The sequence below is a fragment of the Kluyvera ascorbata genome, assembly GCF_023195735.1.
Taxonomy (GTDB): Bacteria; Pseudomonadota; Gammaproteobacteria; order Enterobacterales; family Enterobacteriaceae; genus Kluyvera; species Kluyvera ascorbata.
In genome coordinates this window covers 1,254,070-1,271,163 of sequence record NZ_CP096201.1, presented here as the reverse complement: position 1 = coordinate 1,271,163, position 17,094 = coordinate 1,254,070, and the positions used below count along the sequence as shown (strand labels likewise).

The window sequence follows — 17,094 nt, the reverse complement described above, 5'->3', positions numbered from 1 at the left end:
GAAGATGTTTCTTTCGATTCATCATCGTGCTGCAAAAATTTGAGAGACTCAAACACACCTCAGTCTGTTCTTATTACGGAGAACAGAATTCAGTGTGCTGTTTCAATTTTCAGCTTGATCCAGATTTTTAAAGAGCAAATATCTCAAACGTCACCCGAAGGTAAGTTTTGAGATATTGGGGTCGGCGACTTTCACTCACAAACCAGCAAGTGGCGTCCCCTAGGGGATTCGAACCCCTGTTACCGCCGTGAAAGGGCGGTGTCCTGGGCCTCTAGACGAAGGGGACACTGAAGTCTCAATCGCAAGACGCCTTGCTATTTACTTTTCATCAGACAATCTGTGTGAGCACTTCAAAGAACGCTTCTTTAAGGTAAGGAGGTGATCCAACCGCAGGTTCCCCTACGGTTACCTTGTTACGACTTCACCCCAGTCATGAATCACAAAGTGGTAAGCGCCCTCCCGAAGGTTAAGCTACCTACTTCTTTTGCAACCCACTCCCATGGTGTGACGGGCGGTGTGTACAAGGCCCGGGAACGTATTCACCGTAGCATTCTGATCTACGATTACTAGCGATTCCGACTTCATGGAGTCGAGTTGCAGACTCCAATCCGGACTACGACATACTTTATGAGGTCCGCTTGCTCTCGCGAGGTCGCTTCTCTTTGTATATGCCATTGTAGCACGTGTGTAGCCCTACTCGTAAGGGCCATGATGACTTGACGTCATCCCCACCTTCCTCCAGTTTATCACTGGCAGTCTCCTTTGAGTTCCCGGCCGAACCGCTGGCAACAAAGGATAAGGGTTGCGCTCGTTGCGGGACTTAACCCAACATTTCACAACACGAGCTGACGACAGCCATGCAGCACCTGTCTCAGAGTTCCCGAAGGCACCAAAGCATCTCTGCTAAGTTCTCTGGATGTCAAGAGTAGGTAAGGTTCTTCGCGTTGCATCGAATTAAACCACATGCTCCACCGCTTGTGCGGGCCCCCGTCAATTCATTTGAGTTTTAACCTTGCGGCCGTACTCCCCAGGCGGTCTATTTAACGCGTTAGCTCCGGAAGCCACTCCTCAAGGGAACAACCTCCAAATAGACATCGTTTACGGCGTGGACTACCAGGGTATCTAATCCTGTTTGCTCCCCACGCTTTCGCACCTGAGCGTCAGTCTTTGTCCAGGGGGCCGCCTTCGCCACCGGTATTCCTCCAGATCTCTACGCATTTCACCGCTACACCTGGAATTCTACCCCCCTCTACAAGACTCTAGCCTGCCAGTTTCGAATGCAGTTCCCAGGTTGAGCCCGGGGATTTCACATCCGACTTGACAGACCGCCTGCGTGCGCTTTACGCCCAGTAATTCCGATTAACGCTTGCACCCTCCGTATTACCGCGGCTGCTGGCACGGAGTTAGCCGGTGCTTCTTCTGCGAGTAACGTCAATCACTAAGGTTATTAACCTTAATGCCTTCCTCCTCGCTGAAAGTACTTTACAACCCGAAGGCCTTCTTCATACACGCGGCATGGCTGCATCAGGCTTGCGCCCATTGTGCAATATTCCCCACTGCTGCCTCCCGTAGGAGTCTGGACCGTGTCTCAGTTCCAGTGTGGCTGGTCATCCTCTCAGACCAGCTAGGGATCGTCGCCTTGGTGAGCCATTACCTCACCAACCAGCTAATCCCATCTGGGCACATCCGATGGTGTGAGGCCCGAAGGTCCCCCACTTTGGTCTTGCGACGTTATGCGGTATTAGCTACCGTTTCCAGTAGTTATCCCCCTCCATCGGGCAGTTTCCCAGACATTACTCACCCGTCCGCCACTCGTCACCCAAGAGCAAGCTCTCTGTGCTACCGTTCGACTTGCATGTGTTAGGCCTGCCGCCAGCGTTCAATCTGAGCCATGATCAAACTCTTCAATTTAAGTTTGATGCTCGTGAATTAAACTTCGTAATGAATTACGTGTTCACTCAGAGACTTGGTATTCATTTTTCGTCTTGCGACGTTAAGAATCCGTATCTTCGAGTGCCCACACAGATTGTCTGATAAATTGTTAAAGAGCAGTGCCGCTTCGCTTTGCCAGCGGCGCGGGATGTGCATATTACGCTTTCCCGCTTGAGAGTCAAGCGTTTATTTTCGCTTTCGTCTCTCGAGATTCTCAGGAGAATCTCGCTGACCCGGCGGCTTGTTTGCCGTTGTTCCGTGTCAGTGGAGGCGCATTATAGGGAGATACTGAGAAGTCGCAAGCATAAATTAGAAAAAACTTATCATTCGCTCACTTTTCATTCAATCATCTTATTTTCGCCTGGTTTTTAAACAAAAACGAGCCCTAAAGGGCTCGTTTTCTGCTTTTTGTGACTTACTGCACTGCCACAATCTGGTCGTCTTTAACTTCCAGACGGATAACTTTGCCAGGAATCAGCTCGCCGGACAGAATCTGCTGGGCCAGCGGGTTTTCAATCTGCTGCTGGATGGCACGTTTCAACGGACGTGCGCCATACACCGGATCGTAACCGTTCTGACTCAGCAATTGCAGCGCTTCATCAGACATCTGCGTTTCGTAGCCACGCTCTTCAAGACGTTGGTACAAACGCTGCAGCTGAATCTGAGCAATCGAAGCGATATGGTTTTCACCCAACGGATGGAAGACCACTACTTCATCGATACGATTAATGAACTCTGGACGGAAGCTGTGGCTGACCACACCCAGTACCAGATCTTTCATATGACCGTAGTCCAGTTCACCGAAACGTTCCTGAATCAGGTCGGAACCGAGGTTAGAAGTCATGATGACCACCGTGTTACGGAAGTCGACCGTTCTCCCCTGCCCGTCGGTCAAACGACCATCGTCCAGAACCTGCAGCAGAATGTTGAATACATCCGGATGCGCTTTCTCTACTTCATCCAGCAGGATGACGGAATAAGGACGACGACGAACCGCTTCCGTCAGGTAACCGCCCTCTTCATAACCGACATATCCCGGAGGCGCACCGACCAGACGAGACACGGAGTGTTTCTCCATAAACTCGGACATGTCGATACGCACCATGGCGTCGTCGCTGTCGAACATAAAGTTAGCCAGCGCTTTACACAGTTCGGTTTTACCTACCCCGGTTGGCCCCAGGAACAGGAATGAGCCAATTGGACGGTTAGGATCGGACAGCCCCGCACGGCTACGGCGAATCGCATTCGATACCGCCTCAACCGCTTCGTTCTGCCCAATCACGCGGCTGTGCAGATCCTGCTCCATACGCAGCAGCTTATCACGCTCGCCTTCCAGCATGCGGGCAACCGGAATACCGGTCCAGCGCGCCAGCACTTCGGCAATCTCAGCATCCGTCACTTTATTACGTAGCAGGCGCATGGTTTTGCCTTCAGACTGGGTTGCCGCTTCCAGCTGTTTTTCCAGCTCTGGAATTTTGCCGTACTGCAGTTCGGACATCCGCGCCAGATCGCCGACGCGACGCGCCTGCTCAATGGCGATTTTCGCCTGTTCCAGTTCAGCTTTAATGGTCTGCGTGCCGGAGAGGGACGCTTTTTCCGCTTTCCACTCCTCTTCTAACTCAGAGTACTGACGCTCTTTATCGTTCAGCTCATCGTTCAGCATATCGAGACGTTTCTTGCTCGCCTCGTCAGACTCTTTCATTAACGCCTGCTGCTCCAGCTTCAGCTGAATGATACGGCGGTCTAGTCGGTCGAGCTCTTCCGGCTTCGAGTCAATCTGCATACGAATGCTGGACGCAGCTTCATCGATAAGGTCGATGGCTTTATCCGGCAACTGACGGTCGGCAATATAACGGTGAGACAGCGTTGCTGCCGCCACGATTGCCGGGTCAGTAATCTGCACGTGGTGGTGCAGTTCATAACGTTCTTTCAAACCACGCAGAATCGCGATGGTGTCTTCCACCGAAGGCTCTGCAACGAACACTTTCTGGAATCGACGTTCCAGCGCCGCATCTTTTTCGATGTACTGGCGATACTCATCCAGCGTCGTTGCGCCTACGCAGTGGAGTTCACCACGCGCCAGCGCCGGTTTCAGCATGTTACCGGCATCCATCGCGCCGTCGGCTTTACCTGCACCGACCATGGTATGCAGCTCATCGATAAACAGGATGACGTTACCTTCCTGTTTCGCCAGATCGTTCAGCACGCCTTTCAGACGTTCTTCAAACTCCCCGCGGTATTTCGCCCCGGCCACCAGCGCGCCCATATCCAGCGCCAGTACGCGACGGCCTTTTAAGCCTTCCGGTACCTCACCGTTAATAATGCGCTGCGCCAGCCCTTCAACGATGGCGGTTTTACCTACACCCGGCTCACCAATTAATACCGGGTTGTTTTTGGTACGACGCTGCAGTACCTGAATGGTACGGCGAATTTCTTCATCACGGCCGATAACCGGGTCAAGTTTGCCCTGCTCGGCGCGTTCGGTCAGATCGACCGTATATTTCTTCAATGCCTGACGTTGGTCTTCGGCACCCTGGTCATTCACGCTTTCACCTCCGCGCATCTGTTCAATTGCTTGAGTGATATTGGCGGTAGTTGCGCCTGCCGTTTTTAGCAGGTCGGTCAGAGTGCCACGAGACTCAAGCGCCGCCAGAACGAACAGTTCTGACGAAATAAAGTTGTCGTTACGTTTTTGCGCCAGCTTGTCGCAAAGATTCAGTACACGCATCAGATCCTGAGACGGCTGCACGTCACCACCGGTGCCTTCCACCTGAGGTAAGCGGCTCAACGCCTGATCGATAGCAGTACGCAACTGGCCGGCATTAATGCCAGCAGACGTTAATAATGGACGTACCGAGCCCCCTTCCTGATTCAGTAAGGCGCTCATTAAATGAAGAGGTTCGATAAATTGGTTGTCGTGCCCGAGTGCCAGCGACTGGGCATCGGCAAGAGCAAGCTGGAATTTATTGGTAAGACGATCCAGACGCATGACTCCTCCCATACTAGGTCAAATTTGCTACAGGAGATTAAATGAGGTCATCCCTCAATTATTCAAGGTTAAATGACCTGGTCAATGAGAAAAAAATGTCTGCCTTCTGGATCGTCTTGATTCTATAGGTTATATCAGCCAGATGAAACTTGCCATACGACCTGTAGTACGGTCACGGCGATAAGAGAAAAAATCATCCTTTTCGCTGAAAGTACAGCGGTCACCGCCAAAGACAGCGGTCACACCGATATTACCCAGACGCTGACGCGCCAGCTGGTAGATATCAGCATAGTATTTTTCGCCGACTGGACGGAATGCGCTAACCGCGTTGGCATCTTTCGCCATAAACGCGTCACGCACTTCGGGGCCGACTTCAAAGGCCTGCGGCCCAATCGCTGGGCCAAACCAGGCAAGAATGTTTTCGGGACTGTCTTTGAAGCAGGCAACGGTCTCCTCGAGCACACCGTCGCACAAACCACGCCAGCCAGCATGCGCTGCGGCCACTTCCGTTCCCGCTTTGTTGCAAAAGAGAACGGGAAGACAATCGGCTGTCATCACCGCACACACTGTCCCGGGCGTATTGCTGTAGGAGGCATCGGCACGTTTAGCAGCGTACGGCTCACCGGTCAGATGCAGAACATCTTTACCGTGCACCTGCTCAAGCCACACCGGTTTCGACGGTAGCTTGCCTGCCGCGAACATGCGCTTACGGTTCTCTTCTACGTGTTCGAGGTTATCGCCGCAGTGAGCGCCGAGATTCAGAGAATCCCACGCGCCTTCGCTAACCCCGCCCACGCGCGTTGAACTGCAGGCTGCTACGCTTGCTGGCAGCGGCCACTCCGGGACAATGATTTTGGTCATAGCCAGTCTACGTCATCCTTATGTTCTTCAAAGTCGTCGCGCATCACCGCAATCAGATCAACCATATCCTGTGGGATTGGCGCATGCCATTCCATTTCAATCCCCGAAATCGGGTGATAGAGGCGCAGCATGGTCGCGTGAAGCGCCTGACGGTCAAACTTACGCAGTACGGAAATGAACTCATCCGATGCACCTTTCGGCGGACGTGGCCGGCCACCGTAGACCTGATCGCCCACCAGCGGATGGGTAATATGCGCCATGTGCACGCGGATCTGGTGCGTACGTCCGGTTTCCAGACGCAGCCGCAGACGCGTGTGCACACGGAAGTGTTCCATGATGCGATAGTGCGTTACCGCCGGTTTGCCCATTGGATGTACCGCCATATGCGTACGCTTGGTCGGGTGGCGGCTGATAGGTTCTTCAACGCTACCGCCTGCGGTCATGTGACCAATTGCCACCGCTTCGTACTCACGGGTGATTTCACGCAGCTGCAGCGATTCCACCAGACGCGTTTGTGCCGGAACGGTTTTCGCCACCACCATCAACCCGGTAGTGTCTTTATCCAGACGGTGCACGATGCCCGCACGCGGCACATCAGCAATCGGTGGATAATAGTGCAGCAGCGCGTTCAGCACCGTGCCGTCCGGGTTACCGGCGCCTGGGTGCACCACGAGGTCACGCGGTTTGTTGATGACCATGATGTCATCATCTTCATAAACGATATCGAGTGGGATATCCTGCGCTTCAAAGCGGATCTCTTCGTCGATTTCGGCGTCAATAGAGACGGTCTCGCCGCCCATGACTTTCTCTTTTGGCTTGTCTGAAACTTTGCCATTTACCTGTACGCGTTGGTCGAGGATCCATTCTTTTATGCGCGAACGCGAATAATCAGGGAACATTTCGGCCAAAGCCTGATCTAAGCGTTGTCCAAGTTGTGACTCGGACACCGTTGCGGTGAGTTGTACTCGTTGTGCCATATACAGCTTCTTCGTTAACGTTGGGTTTTTACGGCTTCGCCGTTTAATATAGTGTGCTATTGTAGCTGGTCTTAGTCGGGAACAGGAACTGTGAATATCCCGTATAAACATTTTGAGGAAAGTCAAAACGTCATGACGCGCATGAAATATCTGGTGGCAGCGGCCACGTTGAGCCTGGCTTTGGCGGGGTGCTCTGGTTCAAAGGACGAAGTTCCTGATAATCCGCCTAATGAAATCTACGCAACTGCTCAGCAAAAGCTGCAGGACGGTAACTGGAAACAGGCAATAACGCAACTGGAAGCGTTGGATAACCGCTATCCGTTTGGGCCATATTCTCAGCAGGTCCAGCTGGATCTGATCTACGCATACTATAAGAATGCCGATCTGCCGCTGGCCCAGGCCGCAATTGACCGTTTCATTCGTCTTAACCCGACCCATCCGAACATCGACTATGTGATGTACATGCGCGGCCTGACGAACATGGCGCTGGACGATAGCGCGCTGCAGGGCTTCTTCGGCGTAGACCGTTCCGACCGCGATCCGCAACATGCGCGTGACGCATTCAATGACTTCTCGAAGCTGGTGCGCGGCTACCCGAACAGTCAGTACGTCACCGATGCCAACAAGCGTCTTATCTTCCTGAAAGACCGTCTGGCGAAGTATGAACTTTCCGTTGTTGATTACTACACTGCACGTGGTGCATGGGTAGCTGTGGTTAACCGCACCGAAAACATGCTGCGTAACTACCCGGACACTCAGGCTACCCGCGACGCGCTTCCTAAGATGGAAAACGCCTATCGTGAAATGCAGATGACCGCGCAGGCTGATAAAGTCGCGAAAATCATCGCGGCCAACAGCAAAAATACGCAGTCCTGATTCGGACAATCCTATCAAGCAAAACGGCAGCCCTGTGGCTGCCGTTTTTTTATTCGTTTCACGTCATAGCTGAAGCGGTTTAGCTCCAGGTCATCCTATCAAATATGGCGGTATTTTCCCGAACCGACAAGTAAAAAATCACTTCTTCCTGTCCTGACTCACAAAATGAATGCACTGACAAAAAGTGACAAAATAATGTGATCTTTATCACACATTTTAACCAAATCCGAGGTATGCTGGAATCACCAAGACGGAAAGACAAGAGGTAAAATTTATGACAATGAACATTACCAGTAAACAAATGGAAATTACTCCGGCTATTCGCCAGCATGTCGCAGACCGTCTCTCAAAATTGGAAAAATGGCAAACCCACTTAATTAACCCACATATCATCCTGTCCAAAGAGCCACAGGGATTTGTAGCGGACGCCACGATGAATACCCCAAACGGGCATCTGGTCGCCAGCGCTAAACATGAAGATATGTACACCGCCATTAACGAATTGATCAACAAGCTGGAGCGGCAGCTCAATAAGGTGCAACACAAAGGGGAAGCCCGTCGCGCCGCAACGTCGGTGAAAGACGCAAGCTTCGTAGAAGAAGTTGAAGAAGAGTAAACTGAACTTTGTACTTTAATGTGTATCGCCAACGCGCCTTCGGGCGCGTTTTTTATTGACAGAACGAAAACAGAGCAGGTACTGTAAAACCTCACCACACTAAGGATTTAACCTGCTGTGATACGACTACCGTTTTTCTTCGCATTCTTTTTTACCTTCCCCTGATTGGGAGGCGTTTCGTCGTGTGATAAAGAATGCGAAGACGAACAATAAGGCCTCCCACCCGGGAGGCCTTTTTTATTGATAACAAGAAAGGCAAACATGATGACTTCGGAAAACCCGTTACTGGCAATACGCGATAAGATAAGCGCCCTCGATGAGAAACTGGTCAGCCTGCTGGCAGAACGCCGCGGCCTTGCCATAGAAGTGGGTAAGGCAAAGCTGGCCTCTCATCGCCCGGTACGCGATATCGATCGCGAACGTGACCTGCTGGAACGCCTTATCACCATCGGCAAAACGCATCAGCTCGATGCCCACTACATCACGCGTCTGTTCCAGCTCATCATTGAAGATTCCGTGCTCACTCAGCAGACGCTATTGCAGCAGCACCTGAACAAAATAAACCCGCACTCTGCTCGCGTTGCGTTTCTGGGACCAAAAGGGTCTTACTCGCATCTGGCTGCGCGCCAGTATGCCGCTCGTCACTTCGAGCAGTTTATCGAAAGCGGGTGCGTGAAGTTCGCCGATATCTTTAATCAGGTCGAGACCGGCCAGGCCGACTACGCCGTCGTGCCTATCGAAAACACCAGTTCCGGCGGGATTAACGATGTCTACGATCTGCTGCAGCACACCAGCCTGTCGATTGTCGGTGAGATGACGGTGCCTATTGACCACTGCGTGCTGGTGAACGGTACCACAACGCTTGAGACCATCGAGACGGTCTACAGCCACCCGCAACCGTTCCAGCAGTGCAGTCAGTTCCTGAGCCATTATCCGCAGTGGAAAATTGAGTACACCGAGAGCACCTCGGCGGCGATGGAAAAAGTCGCGCAGGCCAACTCCCCTACCGTCGCCGCATTAGGCAGCGAAGCCGGTGGGAAGCTGTATGGTCTGCAGGTACTGGAGCATTGCCAGGCCAACCAGACGCAGAACATCACCCGCTTCCTGGTGCTGGCGCGTAAATCAGTGAACGTCTCCGATCAGGTACCGGCTAAAACGACCCTGCTTATCGCTACCGGACAACAGGCTGGTGCGCTGGTTGAGGCGCTGCTGGTTCTGCGCAACCATAACCTGATCATGACTAAGCTCGAATCACGCCCTATTTACGGCAACCCGTGGGAAGAGATGTTTTATCTCGACATCCAGGCCAACCTGGAATCCCTGCCGATGCAAAAGGCGTTGAAAGAGCTTTCCGGAATCACCCGTTCGATGAAAGTGCTGGGCTGTTACCCAAGCGAGAACGTGGTGCCGGTCGACCCGGTTTAACGTTCGATAAACGGCAGCTTCTTCATCCCTGCTACCTCTACTGGCAGGGTGAAGATGGCGCCGGAAAGCGGATACTGCGCCACCTCCGCCGCCGACATGTTCTCGCGGGTGGTGGTGATAAAGAGCGTGCGCCTATCCGCGCCACCAAAGCACACCATCGTCGGGCAGCGCACCGGCAAGCGATATTCGGCAAGCTGTTCGCCCGTTGGCGAGAAGCGTGCAATCCGCCAGCCGTCAAACATCGCGCTCCAGTAGCATCCTTCTTCGTCGATAGCCGCACCGTCAGGAATGCCCTCCCCCGCGTTAAACCGGCGGAACACCCCACGTCTTTGCGGTTCGCCATGCTTATCCAGCGGCGTACGGTAAATCACGCCGTTTGGCGTATCCGAGGTATACATCCAGTTTTTATCTTCGCTAAACGCCAGCCCGTTCGCGCCGTGAATATCGCACTGAACCACTTTCGGCCTCAGTTGATTATCAATCCTCACCAGCAGCGCGCCGTTATAGTCACCCGGCCCCCAGAAGGTACCGGCATAAAAACGTCCGTCGCGGTCGGTGCCGCCGTCGTTAAAGCGCGCCAGCTGCGGGTTACTCGGGTTATCACACACTTTATGCTGGAGCAGGCCACGGCTGTCGGCAAGCCAGATAGCGCTGCGTAGGGCGACAATAAAGCCACCGTTTTCCCGCAGTGCAAAGCAGCCCACCTCTTCCGGGAACTGTAAAACCCGATGCTCGCCGGTCGCCAGCACATAGCGGTGAATTTCACACTCCATGATATCCGCCCAGTAGAGCGCCTGTTCCGCTTCGCTCCAGGTCGGGCATTCCGGCAGGTGGCCGGTGTAATCAAACAGCAGGTTTGCGTCAGCCATTCTGTTCATCCCATAAAAAAAGCCAGAGGATTTCCCCTGGCTTTCAAGTATATACAGTTTCGTTATTGTCGACTGTCGTTCGCCTGCCGTAACAGGACGCGGCTCTCACTCTGGAAGCGCTGCGCGTAGTCGCCGAACCAGTGTTCAACTTTGCGGAAGCTGTCGATAAACGCCTGCTTATTCCCCTGCTCCAGCAAACCGATAGCCTCGCCAAAGCGCTGGTAGTAGCGTTTAATCAGCGCCAGGTTATTGCCAGACGACATAATGATATCAGCATAAAGCTGCGGGTCCTGAGCGAACAGCCTCCCGACCATCGCCAGCTCCAGGCGGTAAATCGGCGACGAGAGTGCCAGCAACTGCTCCAGCTGGACGTTCTCTTCCGCCAGGTGCAGGCCGTAGGCAAAGGTCGCAAAGTGACGCAGTGCCTGGATAAAGGCCATGTTCTGGTCGTGCTCTACCGCGCTGATGCGATGCAGACGCGCGCCCCAGACCTGAATCTGTTCGAGGAACCACTGGTACGCCTCTGGCTGACGGCCATCGCAGTACACAACAACCTGCTTTGCCAGGCTGCCGCTGTCCGGGCCGAACATCGGGTGCAGCCCTAAAACGGGCCCCTGATGCGCGGAAAGCATGGCCTGTAACGGACCCGCTTTTACCGACGCCAGATCGACAAGAATACAATCCGCTGGCAGCGGCGGCAGCTTCTCGATAATTTGCTCAGTCACATGAATAGGTACGCTGACAATCACCATTCCGGCATCAGCAACCAGCTCAGGCGCACGCGCCCAGTCATCTTTCTCCAGCGTCCGCACCTGGTAGCCAGACAGCGTCAGCATTTTTTCAAACAGTCGCCCCATTTGGCCACCGCCGCCCACGATCACAACAGGGCGCAGCGACGGACAAAGGGTTTTAAAGCCTTTGTCGTTTTCGCTGGAGTAAGACTCCCGCATGACGCGACGCAGCACATCTTCAATCAAATCGGGCGGTACGCCCAGCGCAGCCGCTTCTTTGCGGCGTGAAGCCAGCATGGACGCTTCACGCTCCGGGACGTAAATCGGTAAGCCATATTTACTTTTGACTTCCCCAACTTCCGCCACCAATTCCAGACGCTTAGCCAGCAGGCTCAGCAGCGCTTTATCCACTTCATCAATTTGATCGCGCAGTGCGGTCAGTTCAGCAACCATACAATCCTCTTACGCCAGACGAGCCGCCAGATGGCCGCGTAAATCCTTGTCGAGCTCACGCAACAGTGCATCCGTCACTTCCCAACTGATGCAGGCATCAGTGACCGATACGCCGTATTTCATATCACAGCGCGGCTGCTCGGAAGACTGGTTACCTTCGTGAATGTTGCTCTCAATCATCAGACCAATAATTGAACGGTTACCGTCTTTGATCTGTGCGACAACGGATTCCGCCACCGCAGGCTGACGGCGGTAGTCTTTATTGGAATTACCATGACTGCAATCTACCATCAGCGATGCACGCAGTCCTGCTTGTTCCATCTCTTTTTCACACTGCGCTACATCTTCCGGGCCGTAGTTCGGCTTTTTACCACCGCGCAGAATCACATGACCATCCGGGTTACCCTGGGTGCGCAGCAGGCAGACCTGACCGGCCTGGTTGATACCGACAAAGCGGTGTGGCATAGCCGCGGCACGCATGGCGTTGATAGCGGTGGCCAGTGAACCATCGGTACCGTTTTTGAAACCAACCGGCATAGACAGACCAGAGGCCATTTCACGGTGGGTCTGAGATTCAGTCGTACGCGCACCAATCGCGGACCAGCTAAACAGGTCCCCCAGGTACTGCGGGCTGTTCGGATCCAGCGCTTCGGTTGCCAGCGGCAGCCCCATGCTGACCAGCTCAACCAGCAGACGACGAGCAATTTTCAGACCACCTTCGACATCAAACGAGCCATCCATGTGCGGATCGTTGATAAGCCCTTTCCAGCCCACGGTAGTACGAGGCTTTTCAAAATAGACGCGCATAACCAGGTAGAGGCTATCGCTGACCTCTTCCGCAAGGGTTTTAAATCGACGCGCGTATTCGATGGCAGCTTCAGGATCGTGAATAGAGCAAGGCCCACACACTACCAGCAGGCGCGGATCGCGGCCGGCGATAATGTCAGAAATCGTTTTACGTGATTGGGCGATTTGCGCTTCCTGCTCAACGGTGAGCGGGAATTCAGCTTTCAGCTGATCCGGGGTGATCAGAATCTGTTCATCGGCGATATTTACGTTATTCAGCGCGTCTTTTTGCATGATGGCATTACCTGTTATGGCTCGTTTGCGATAGTGGTTTCCTCAATGAGGTGAACTAACAATATCACAGAAAGTAAAGATTTCAATCCAAAATACGTACACTTTACTTTACAAAGCCTATTTTATTGCAAATAATCACCTCTAAATGCGTAAAGTTTTTGGTACGCACGCTTTTTAGCCGATGACGAGTCAAAGCGGGAGATGCGTTACTGGCACCACATTCTCCTGCTCGCTCCAGATTCTCTTACGCCTGAGTCGCGTTAAAAATCCTGCCATGACGTTTAGATTAAAGATAACCCGACCCTGGCCGATAAATTTAACAATGCAGCAAGAAATCGTAATGAATATGCCAGCCATGATACCGATGGCTTGCAAAAGAGAAGGGATATGCGAAATATTACTCATCACAAAATATTAGCTGGCGAATATTTTCTTCCACACTATCCATGAAGACTGACTAAAGATACAAGGGAAGAAAACTCAACATCTACAGCCCTCATTGATTTCTATTATCGTGATGAAATAAATACAACAGTGAGATTTAACTTAAATTACACACATAGAATATCTGACATAATAATGGCTTTGATTAACAATAATGTTCTGCCAGCAACTCAACCGAGTGACTATTTTCCGGATGGAATGGCGGATTCTTGTGAGAAAATCTCCATTGACCTCTTTGCTCCGACTGATACTGACACTACTACTATCCCTGGCGCTGGTTCCTGCAACCGCTAGCCCCTTCACGGACACCGATAAATCGGTACGTTCTATGGTGTCTGGTATCGTAAGCTATACGCGATGGCCTTCACTTTCTGGGCAGCCAAAGCTCTGTATTTTTTCTTCATCCCAATATATACAGGCGCTCAGCATGGCCAGTGAGCAAAGCGCATTACCCTATACTCCAGAGCTTGTCCGCAATGCTCAGGACGCTCTGGTGGCAAAATGTAATGGTATTTATTTCGGCACTGAAACACCTGACCAACAGATTGAGTTAATTAACCAATATCACCGCCAGCCGCTGCTCGTCATCTCGGAACATAACCCAGACTGTACTGTTGGTAGCGCATTTTGTTTAGTCATCGATGGCGGTCAGGTCCGGTTTTCTGTCAATCTGGATGCACTGTCTCGTAGTGGTGTAAGGGTCCATCCGGATGTATTAATGCTTGCACGGAATAAGAAGCATGAATAAGGATTCCACATCAACGACCCGTCCGACGTTTAAAAAAACGTTGAGGCGTATCAGTATGATAAGCGTCATCACAACGATGACATTTATATGGCTTCTGCTGTGTTTTGCTTCCGTATTAACGTTAAAGCAATACGCACAAAAGAATCTCGAACTCACGGGTGCCACAATGAGTCACACCCTTGAAGCCACGCTGGTTTTCAACGATCCGCAGGCCGCCAATGAAACCCTTGCCACGCTGGGTAGACAGGGGCAGTTTGCAATGGCGGACGTCTATGACAGGAATAACAAACAGTTCGCACACTGGGAATGGCGCCCAGAAGGGAATACCGATACGCTTGGCCTGTTGGTCAGCCAATGGCTATTCCCCGTTCCTGTCACTCAGCCAATTATGCATAACGGAAATCTGGTGGGCGAAATCTGTCTGACGGCTCGCGACAGTCTGATCAGCCACTTCATCTGGATGTCCTTTGCGGTGCTGACCGGCTGCATTCTTTTTGCCTCCGCCATTGCGCTCACCATCACGCGTTCGCTGCATCATGGCATGGTCGACGAAATGCAAAATATCACCGATGTTGTCCATGATGTACGCACCAACCGTAATTTCTCGCGCCGCGTAAAAGAAGGACGCATTGAGGAATTCCATCGCTTTGGCGAAGATTTCAACAGCCTTCTGGACGAAATGGAAGAATGGCAACGACAACTACAAGATAAAAACGCCCAGTTGATGCGCTCTGCTATGCACGATCCTCTCACCGGCCTGGCAAACCGGGCGGCATTTCGTAATAGCATTGCGGCGTTAATGAACGATCCCGTTGCCAAAACGCACTCAGCGTTGCTTTTTCTCGACGCCGACAACTTTAAGCACATCAACGATACCTGGGGACATAACGCGGGAGACAGCGTACTGACAGAAATTGCCAGCCGGATGATTACCTTCGGCGGACAACGCTATCACGCCTACCGCCTCGGCGGTGATGAGTTTGCGATGGTGCTCTCTGACGTCCATTCTGTGCAAGACGTTCAACGTATTTGTACCGCCCTGGCGCAGCAGTTTGATCGCTCGTTCGATCTGCACAACGGCCAGCGTACCTCGATGTCTCTTAGCATTGGCTATGCGCTGGCGTGGGAAAGTAACTCACTGGAGCTGTTTTTGGAAAATGCAGATCGCAATATGTATCAGGTAAAAAATCAGCGAAATAAAACAACAAGTTAGAAAGGAAAATAACATGTTAAAGCGATATCTTGCACCCTGTTTACTGGCATCATTAGTCCTGGCGGGCTGCCAGACGCCACCTGAAGGCAAATTTACGCCTGAACAAATCGCAGCGATGAAATCTTATGGCTTTAACGAATTGAATGGCGACTGGTCGCTGGGGCTGTCTGATAAAATTCTATTTGGTAAAAATGAATCGGGGCTCCGCCCAGAGAGCGAAACACAGATCCAGACCATGGCTTCACGCCTTGCCGCAACGGGTTTAAATCATGCCAGAATGGACGGTCATACCGATAACTACGGTGAAGACAGCTATAACGAAATGCTGTCGTTGAAACGTGCAAATGTCGTTGCCGATGCCTGGGCTAAAGGAGCCAATATTCCTCGTAGTAATCTCACTACCCGAGGACTCGGTAAGAAATACCCTGTTGCCAGCAACAGCACCACACAAGGGCGTGCTGAAAACCGCCGGGTTGCGGTAGTTATCAGCACGCCATAATATTATTTGGTGGACGATTCGGCGAGAGGCATGCGTAACGCCGCTCGCCAGCGCAGCCAGTCAAACAGAATAAACAACGCCAGACTCACTCCCATCACCGGCAGTGATAATCCGCAAGCCACGGCGAGCGCCAGCGTCACCAATCTTGCGGGTAACGACAATGCCAACCAGCTATGCGACAAGGTCTGTAACGGGCTTATCTGCGCTTGAGCCGGACGTTTTATCCACCACAGCCGATAGCCCATGACGATCGCGACACAGAGCGCAAGACCAAAGGCGATCAGCAGTAGCTGGTTGGGCAGGCCGAACAGTACACCCATGTGGAAATCTACGCCCCAGCGGGTAAGCTTCGCCATCAACGGGAAATCGGCGAACCGGGTATAGTCGAGAATGGCCAGTGAGCCAGGATCGATAGCTACCGCATCAACCTGTGTCGGCCAGCGGCGATCGATTTCCGTCACCGTCCAGGTGCGATCCACGCTACGCGGTGGACGGATCTCCAGATGCGTTGCATCAATACCGCTTCGCTGTGCCGCCAGGAGGATCGCATCAATTCGATCCAGGGCTACCGGCGGCTCATTCATCACCATTCCCTGATGTTGTGTATGATGCTCGGCATGTGGGTCCATCACCATCGCTTTGCTACCGTGCAGCTGCGTATTCACCTGTGGAGTCAGCCAACCAAAAGTGGCACGCAGCTTATCGACGTTACCACCCGCCCATTGGGACCAGGTTAAACCGGTCGCCGAAAACAGCAACATGCCGGCCAGTAGGCACCAGCCAAGCGTAACGTGAATGCGGCGGGTGTTCTGTACACGATTTTTGATGCGTCGTTTTGGTCGGGTAAAGGCCCACAGCACGATCCCTCCCAATGCAGCAACCCACATCCACGATGCTGCCAGTTCGCTGTACAAGCGCCCGATATCCCCCAGTAGCAGCGAACGGTGGGCATAATCAATCCACTGGCGCAGCGGTAAGATTCCGCTGGTGCCATAGACCGTCATATCACCTTTTACCGCAAGGGTGACGGGGTCGATAAAGATAGCGCGGTTCTCAGAAGGCGCGAGTTCGGGGTCGTCGAACATGATTCGCGTCGTCTCCCCCGCCTCCAACGCAGGCCGTACCGCGCTCAGGCGCAGCGGCGTTTCCAATGTACGCTTGGCCACGGCAATCTGTTCCACGAGCGGATGCCGCTCACCGGTCATCTCCCCCTGTAACGCCTGGCGATAAAGCAAGTTCTCCAGTTGAGGGGTTGCGACATACAGCGTGCCGGTAAGGGCCGCGATGAAAATAAAGGGCCCGACAAACAGGCCGATAAAAAAGTGCAGGCGGCGCAGCAGGTGCACCCATGCCGCCCGCGAGGTGCAGGTTGTCATACTCT

Annotated in this window: 14 protein-coding genes, 1 tRNA gene, 1 rRNA gene and 1 other annotated feature; of the genes, 7 read left to right on the top strand and 9 right to left on the bottom strand. The window is 52.7% G+C overall.

Annotation, left to right across the window (positions count from 1 at the left end; all coding sequences use genetic code 11):
• Window positions 1–210: 210 nt before the first annotated feature.
• From MY052_RS06050 to rluD, 5 genes are all read right to left on the bottom strand, one after another.
• Window positions 211–286, bottom strand: a tRNA-Glu gene (locus MY052_RS06050).
• 85 nt (window positions 287–371) lie between these two features.
• Window positions 372–1,911: ribosomal RNA gene (locus tag MY052_RS06045) — 16S ribosomal RNA — on the bottom strand.
• 436 nt (window positions 1,912–2,347) lie between these two features.
• Window positions 2,348–4,921, bottom strand: a complete 2,574-nt coding sequence (gene clpB / locus MY052_RS06040; protein ID WP_123652260.1) for an ATP-dependent chaperone ClpB — start codon at window positions 4,919–4,921, stop codon at window positions 2,348–2,350.
• 129 nt (window positions 4,922–5,050) lie between these two features.
• A complete protein-coding gene (gene yfiH, locus MY052_RS06035) occupies window positions 5,051–5,782 on the bottom strand; it encodes a purine nucleoside phosphorylase YfiH (protein ID WP_248538368.1) in 732 nt (243 codons plus the stop codon).
• Window positions 5,779–6,759, bottom strand: coding sequence for a 23S rRNA pseudouridine(1911/1915/1917) synthase RluD (rluD, locus tag MY052_RS06030; RefSeq protein WP_035894959.1), 981 nt, complete (start codon window positions 6,757–6,759; stop codon window positions 5,779–5,781). Before rluD ends, yfiH begins: the two co-directional genes overlap by 4 nt.
• Window positions 6,760–6,891: 132 nt before the next feature.
• Here rluD and bamD point away from each other — a divergent pair, with 132 nt between their 5' ends.
• The 4 genes from bamD (at window position 6,892) to pheA (ending at window position 9,676) form a co-directional block, all read left to right on the top strand.
• Entirely contained in the window at window positions 6,892–7,635 is a 744-nt protein-coding gene (gene bamD, locus MY052_RS06025; protein WP_248538367.1) for an outer membrane protein assembly factor BamD, read from the top strand.
• Window positions 7,636–7,909: 274 nt separating this feature from the next.
• On the top strand, window positions 7,910–8,251 hold the full coding sequence (gene raiA / locus MY052_RS06020; protein ID WP_035894958.1) for a ribosome-associated translation inhibitor RaiA: 342 nt from the start codon (window positions 7,910–7,912) through the stop codon (window positions 8,249–8,251).
• 116 nt (window positions 8,252–8,367) lie between these two features.
• Window positions 8,368–8,492 (top strand) — a sequence feature (Phe leader region).
• A complete protein-coding gene (gene pheL / locus MY052_RS24270) occupies window positions 8,369–8,416 on the top strand; it encodes a pheA operon leader peptide PheL (protein ID WP_369709598.1) in 48 nt (15 codons plus the stop codon). It overlaps the preceding feature by 48 nt.
• 23 nt (window positions 8,493–8,515) lie before the next feature.
• A complete protein-coding gene (gene pheA, locus MY052_RS06015) occupies window positions 8,516–9,676 on the top strand; it encodes a bifunctional chorismate mutase/prephenate dehydratase (RefSeq protein WP_035894957.1) in 1,161 nt (386 codons plus the stop codon).
• On the opposite strand, the gene MY052_RS06010 is transcribed toward pheA, so the two are convergent.
• The 3 genes from MY052_RS06010 to aroF form a co-directional block, all read right to left on the bottom strand.
• Window positions 9,673–10,545, bottom strand: a complete 873-nt coding sequence (locus MY052_RS06010) for an SMP-30/gluconolactonase/LRE family protein (RefSeq protein WP_248538366.1) — start codon at window positions 10,543–10,545, stop codon at window positions 9,673–9,675. The two genes, pheA and MY052_RS06010, sit on opposite strands and share 4 nt — an antisense overlap.
• Before the next feature lie 62 nt (window positions 10,546–10,607).
• Window positions 10,608–11,729, bottom strand: a complete 1,122-nt coding sequence (gene tyrA / locus MY052_RS06005; RefSeq protein ID WP_035894955.1) for a bifunctional chorismate mutase/prephenate dehydrogenase — start codon at window positions 11,727–11,729, stop codon at window positions 10,608–10,610.
• A gap of 9 nt (window positions 11,730–11,738) precedes the next feature.
• The gene (aroF, locus tag MY052_RS06000; RefSeq protein ID WP_035894954.1) at window positions 11,739–12,809 is read right to left on the bottom strand and encodes a 3-deoxy-7-phosphoheptulonate synthase AroF; all 1,071 of its coding nucleotides are present in this window, start codon (window positions 12,807–12,809) and stop codon (window positions 11,739–11,741) included.
• 637 nt (window positions 12,810–13,446) lie between these two features.
• Between aroF and yfiR the strand changes: the two genes are divergently transcribed.
• From yfiR to MY052_RS05985, 3 genes are read left to right on the top strand one after another with little or no spacing between them, the layout of a single operon-like run.
• Window positions 13,447–14,001, top strand: a complete 555-nt coding sequence (gene yfiR, locus MY052_RS05995; protein ID WP_420828639.1) for a regulatory sequestration protein YfiR — start codon at window positions 13,447–13,449, stop codon at window positions 13,999–14,001.
• Window positions 13,994–15,214 carry a diguanylate cyclase DgcN/YfiN gene (gene dgcN, locus MY052_RS05990; RefSeq protein WP_248538365.1) on the top strand — a complete coding sequence of 407 codons (1,221 nt, stop codon included), beginning with the start codon at window positions 13,994–13,996 and terminating at the stop codon, window positions 15,212–15,214. Before yfiR ends, dgcN begins: the two co-directional genes overlap by 8 nt.
• A 13-nt stretch (window positions 15,215–15,227) precedes the next feature.
• Window positions 15,228–15,713, top strand: coding sequence for an OmpA family protein (locus MY052_RS05985; protein ID WP_123652265.1), 486 nt, complete (start codon window positions 15,228–15,230; stop codon window positions 15,711–15,713).
• 2 nt (window positions 15,714–15,715) lie between these two features.
• Here the strand turns inward: MY052_RS05985 and MY052_RS05980 are convergent, their stop codons facing one another.
• Window positions 15,716–17,089, bottom strand: coding sequence for a PepSY-associated TM helix domain-containing protein (locus MY052_RS05980; RefSeq protein WP_248538364.1), 1,374 nt, complete (start codon window positions 17,087–17,089; stop codon window positions 15,716–15,718).
• Window positions 17,090–17,094: the final 5 nt, after the last annotated feature.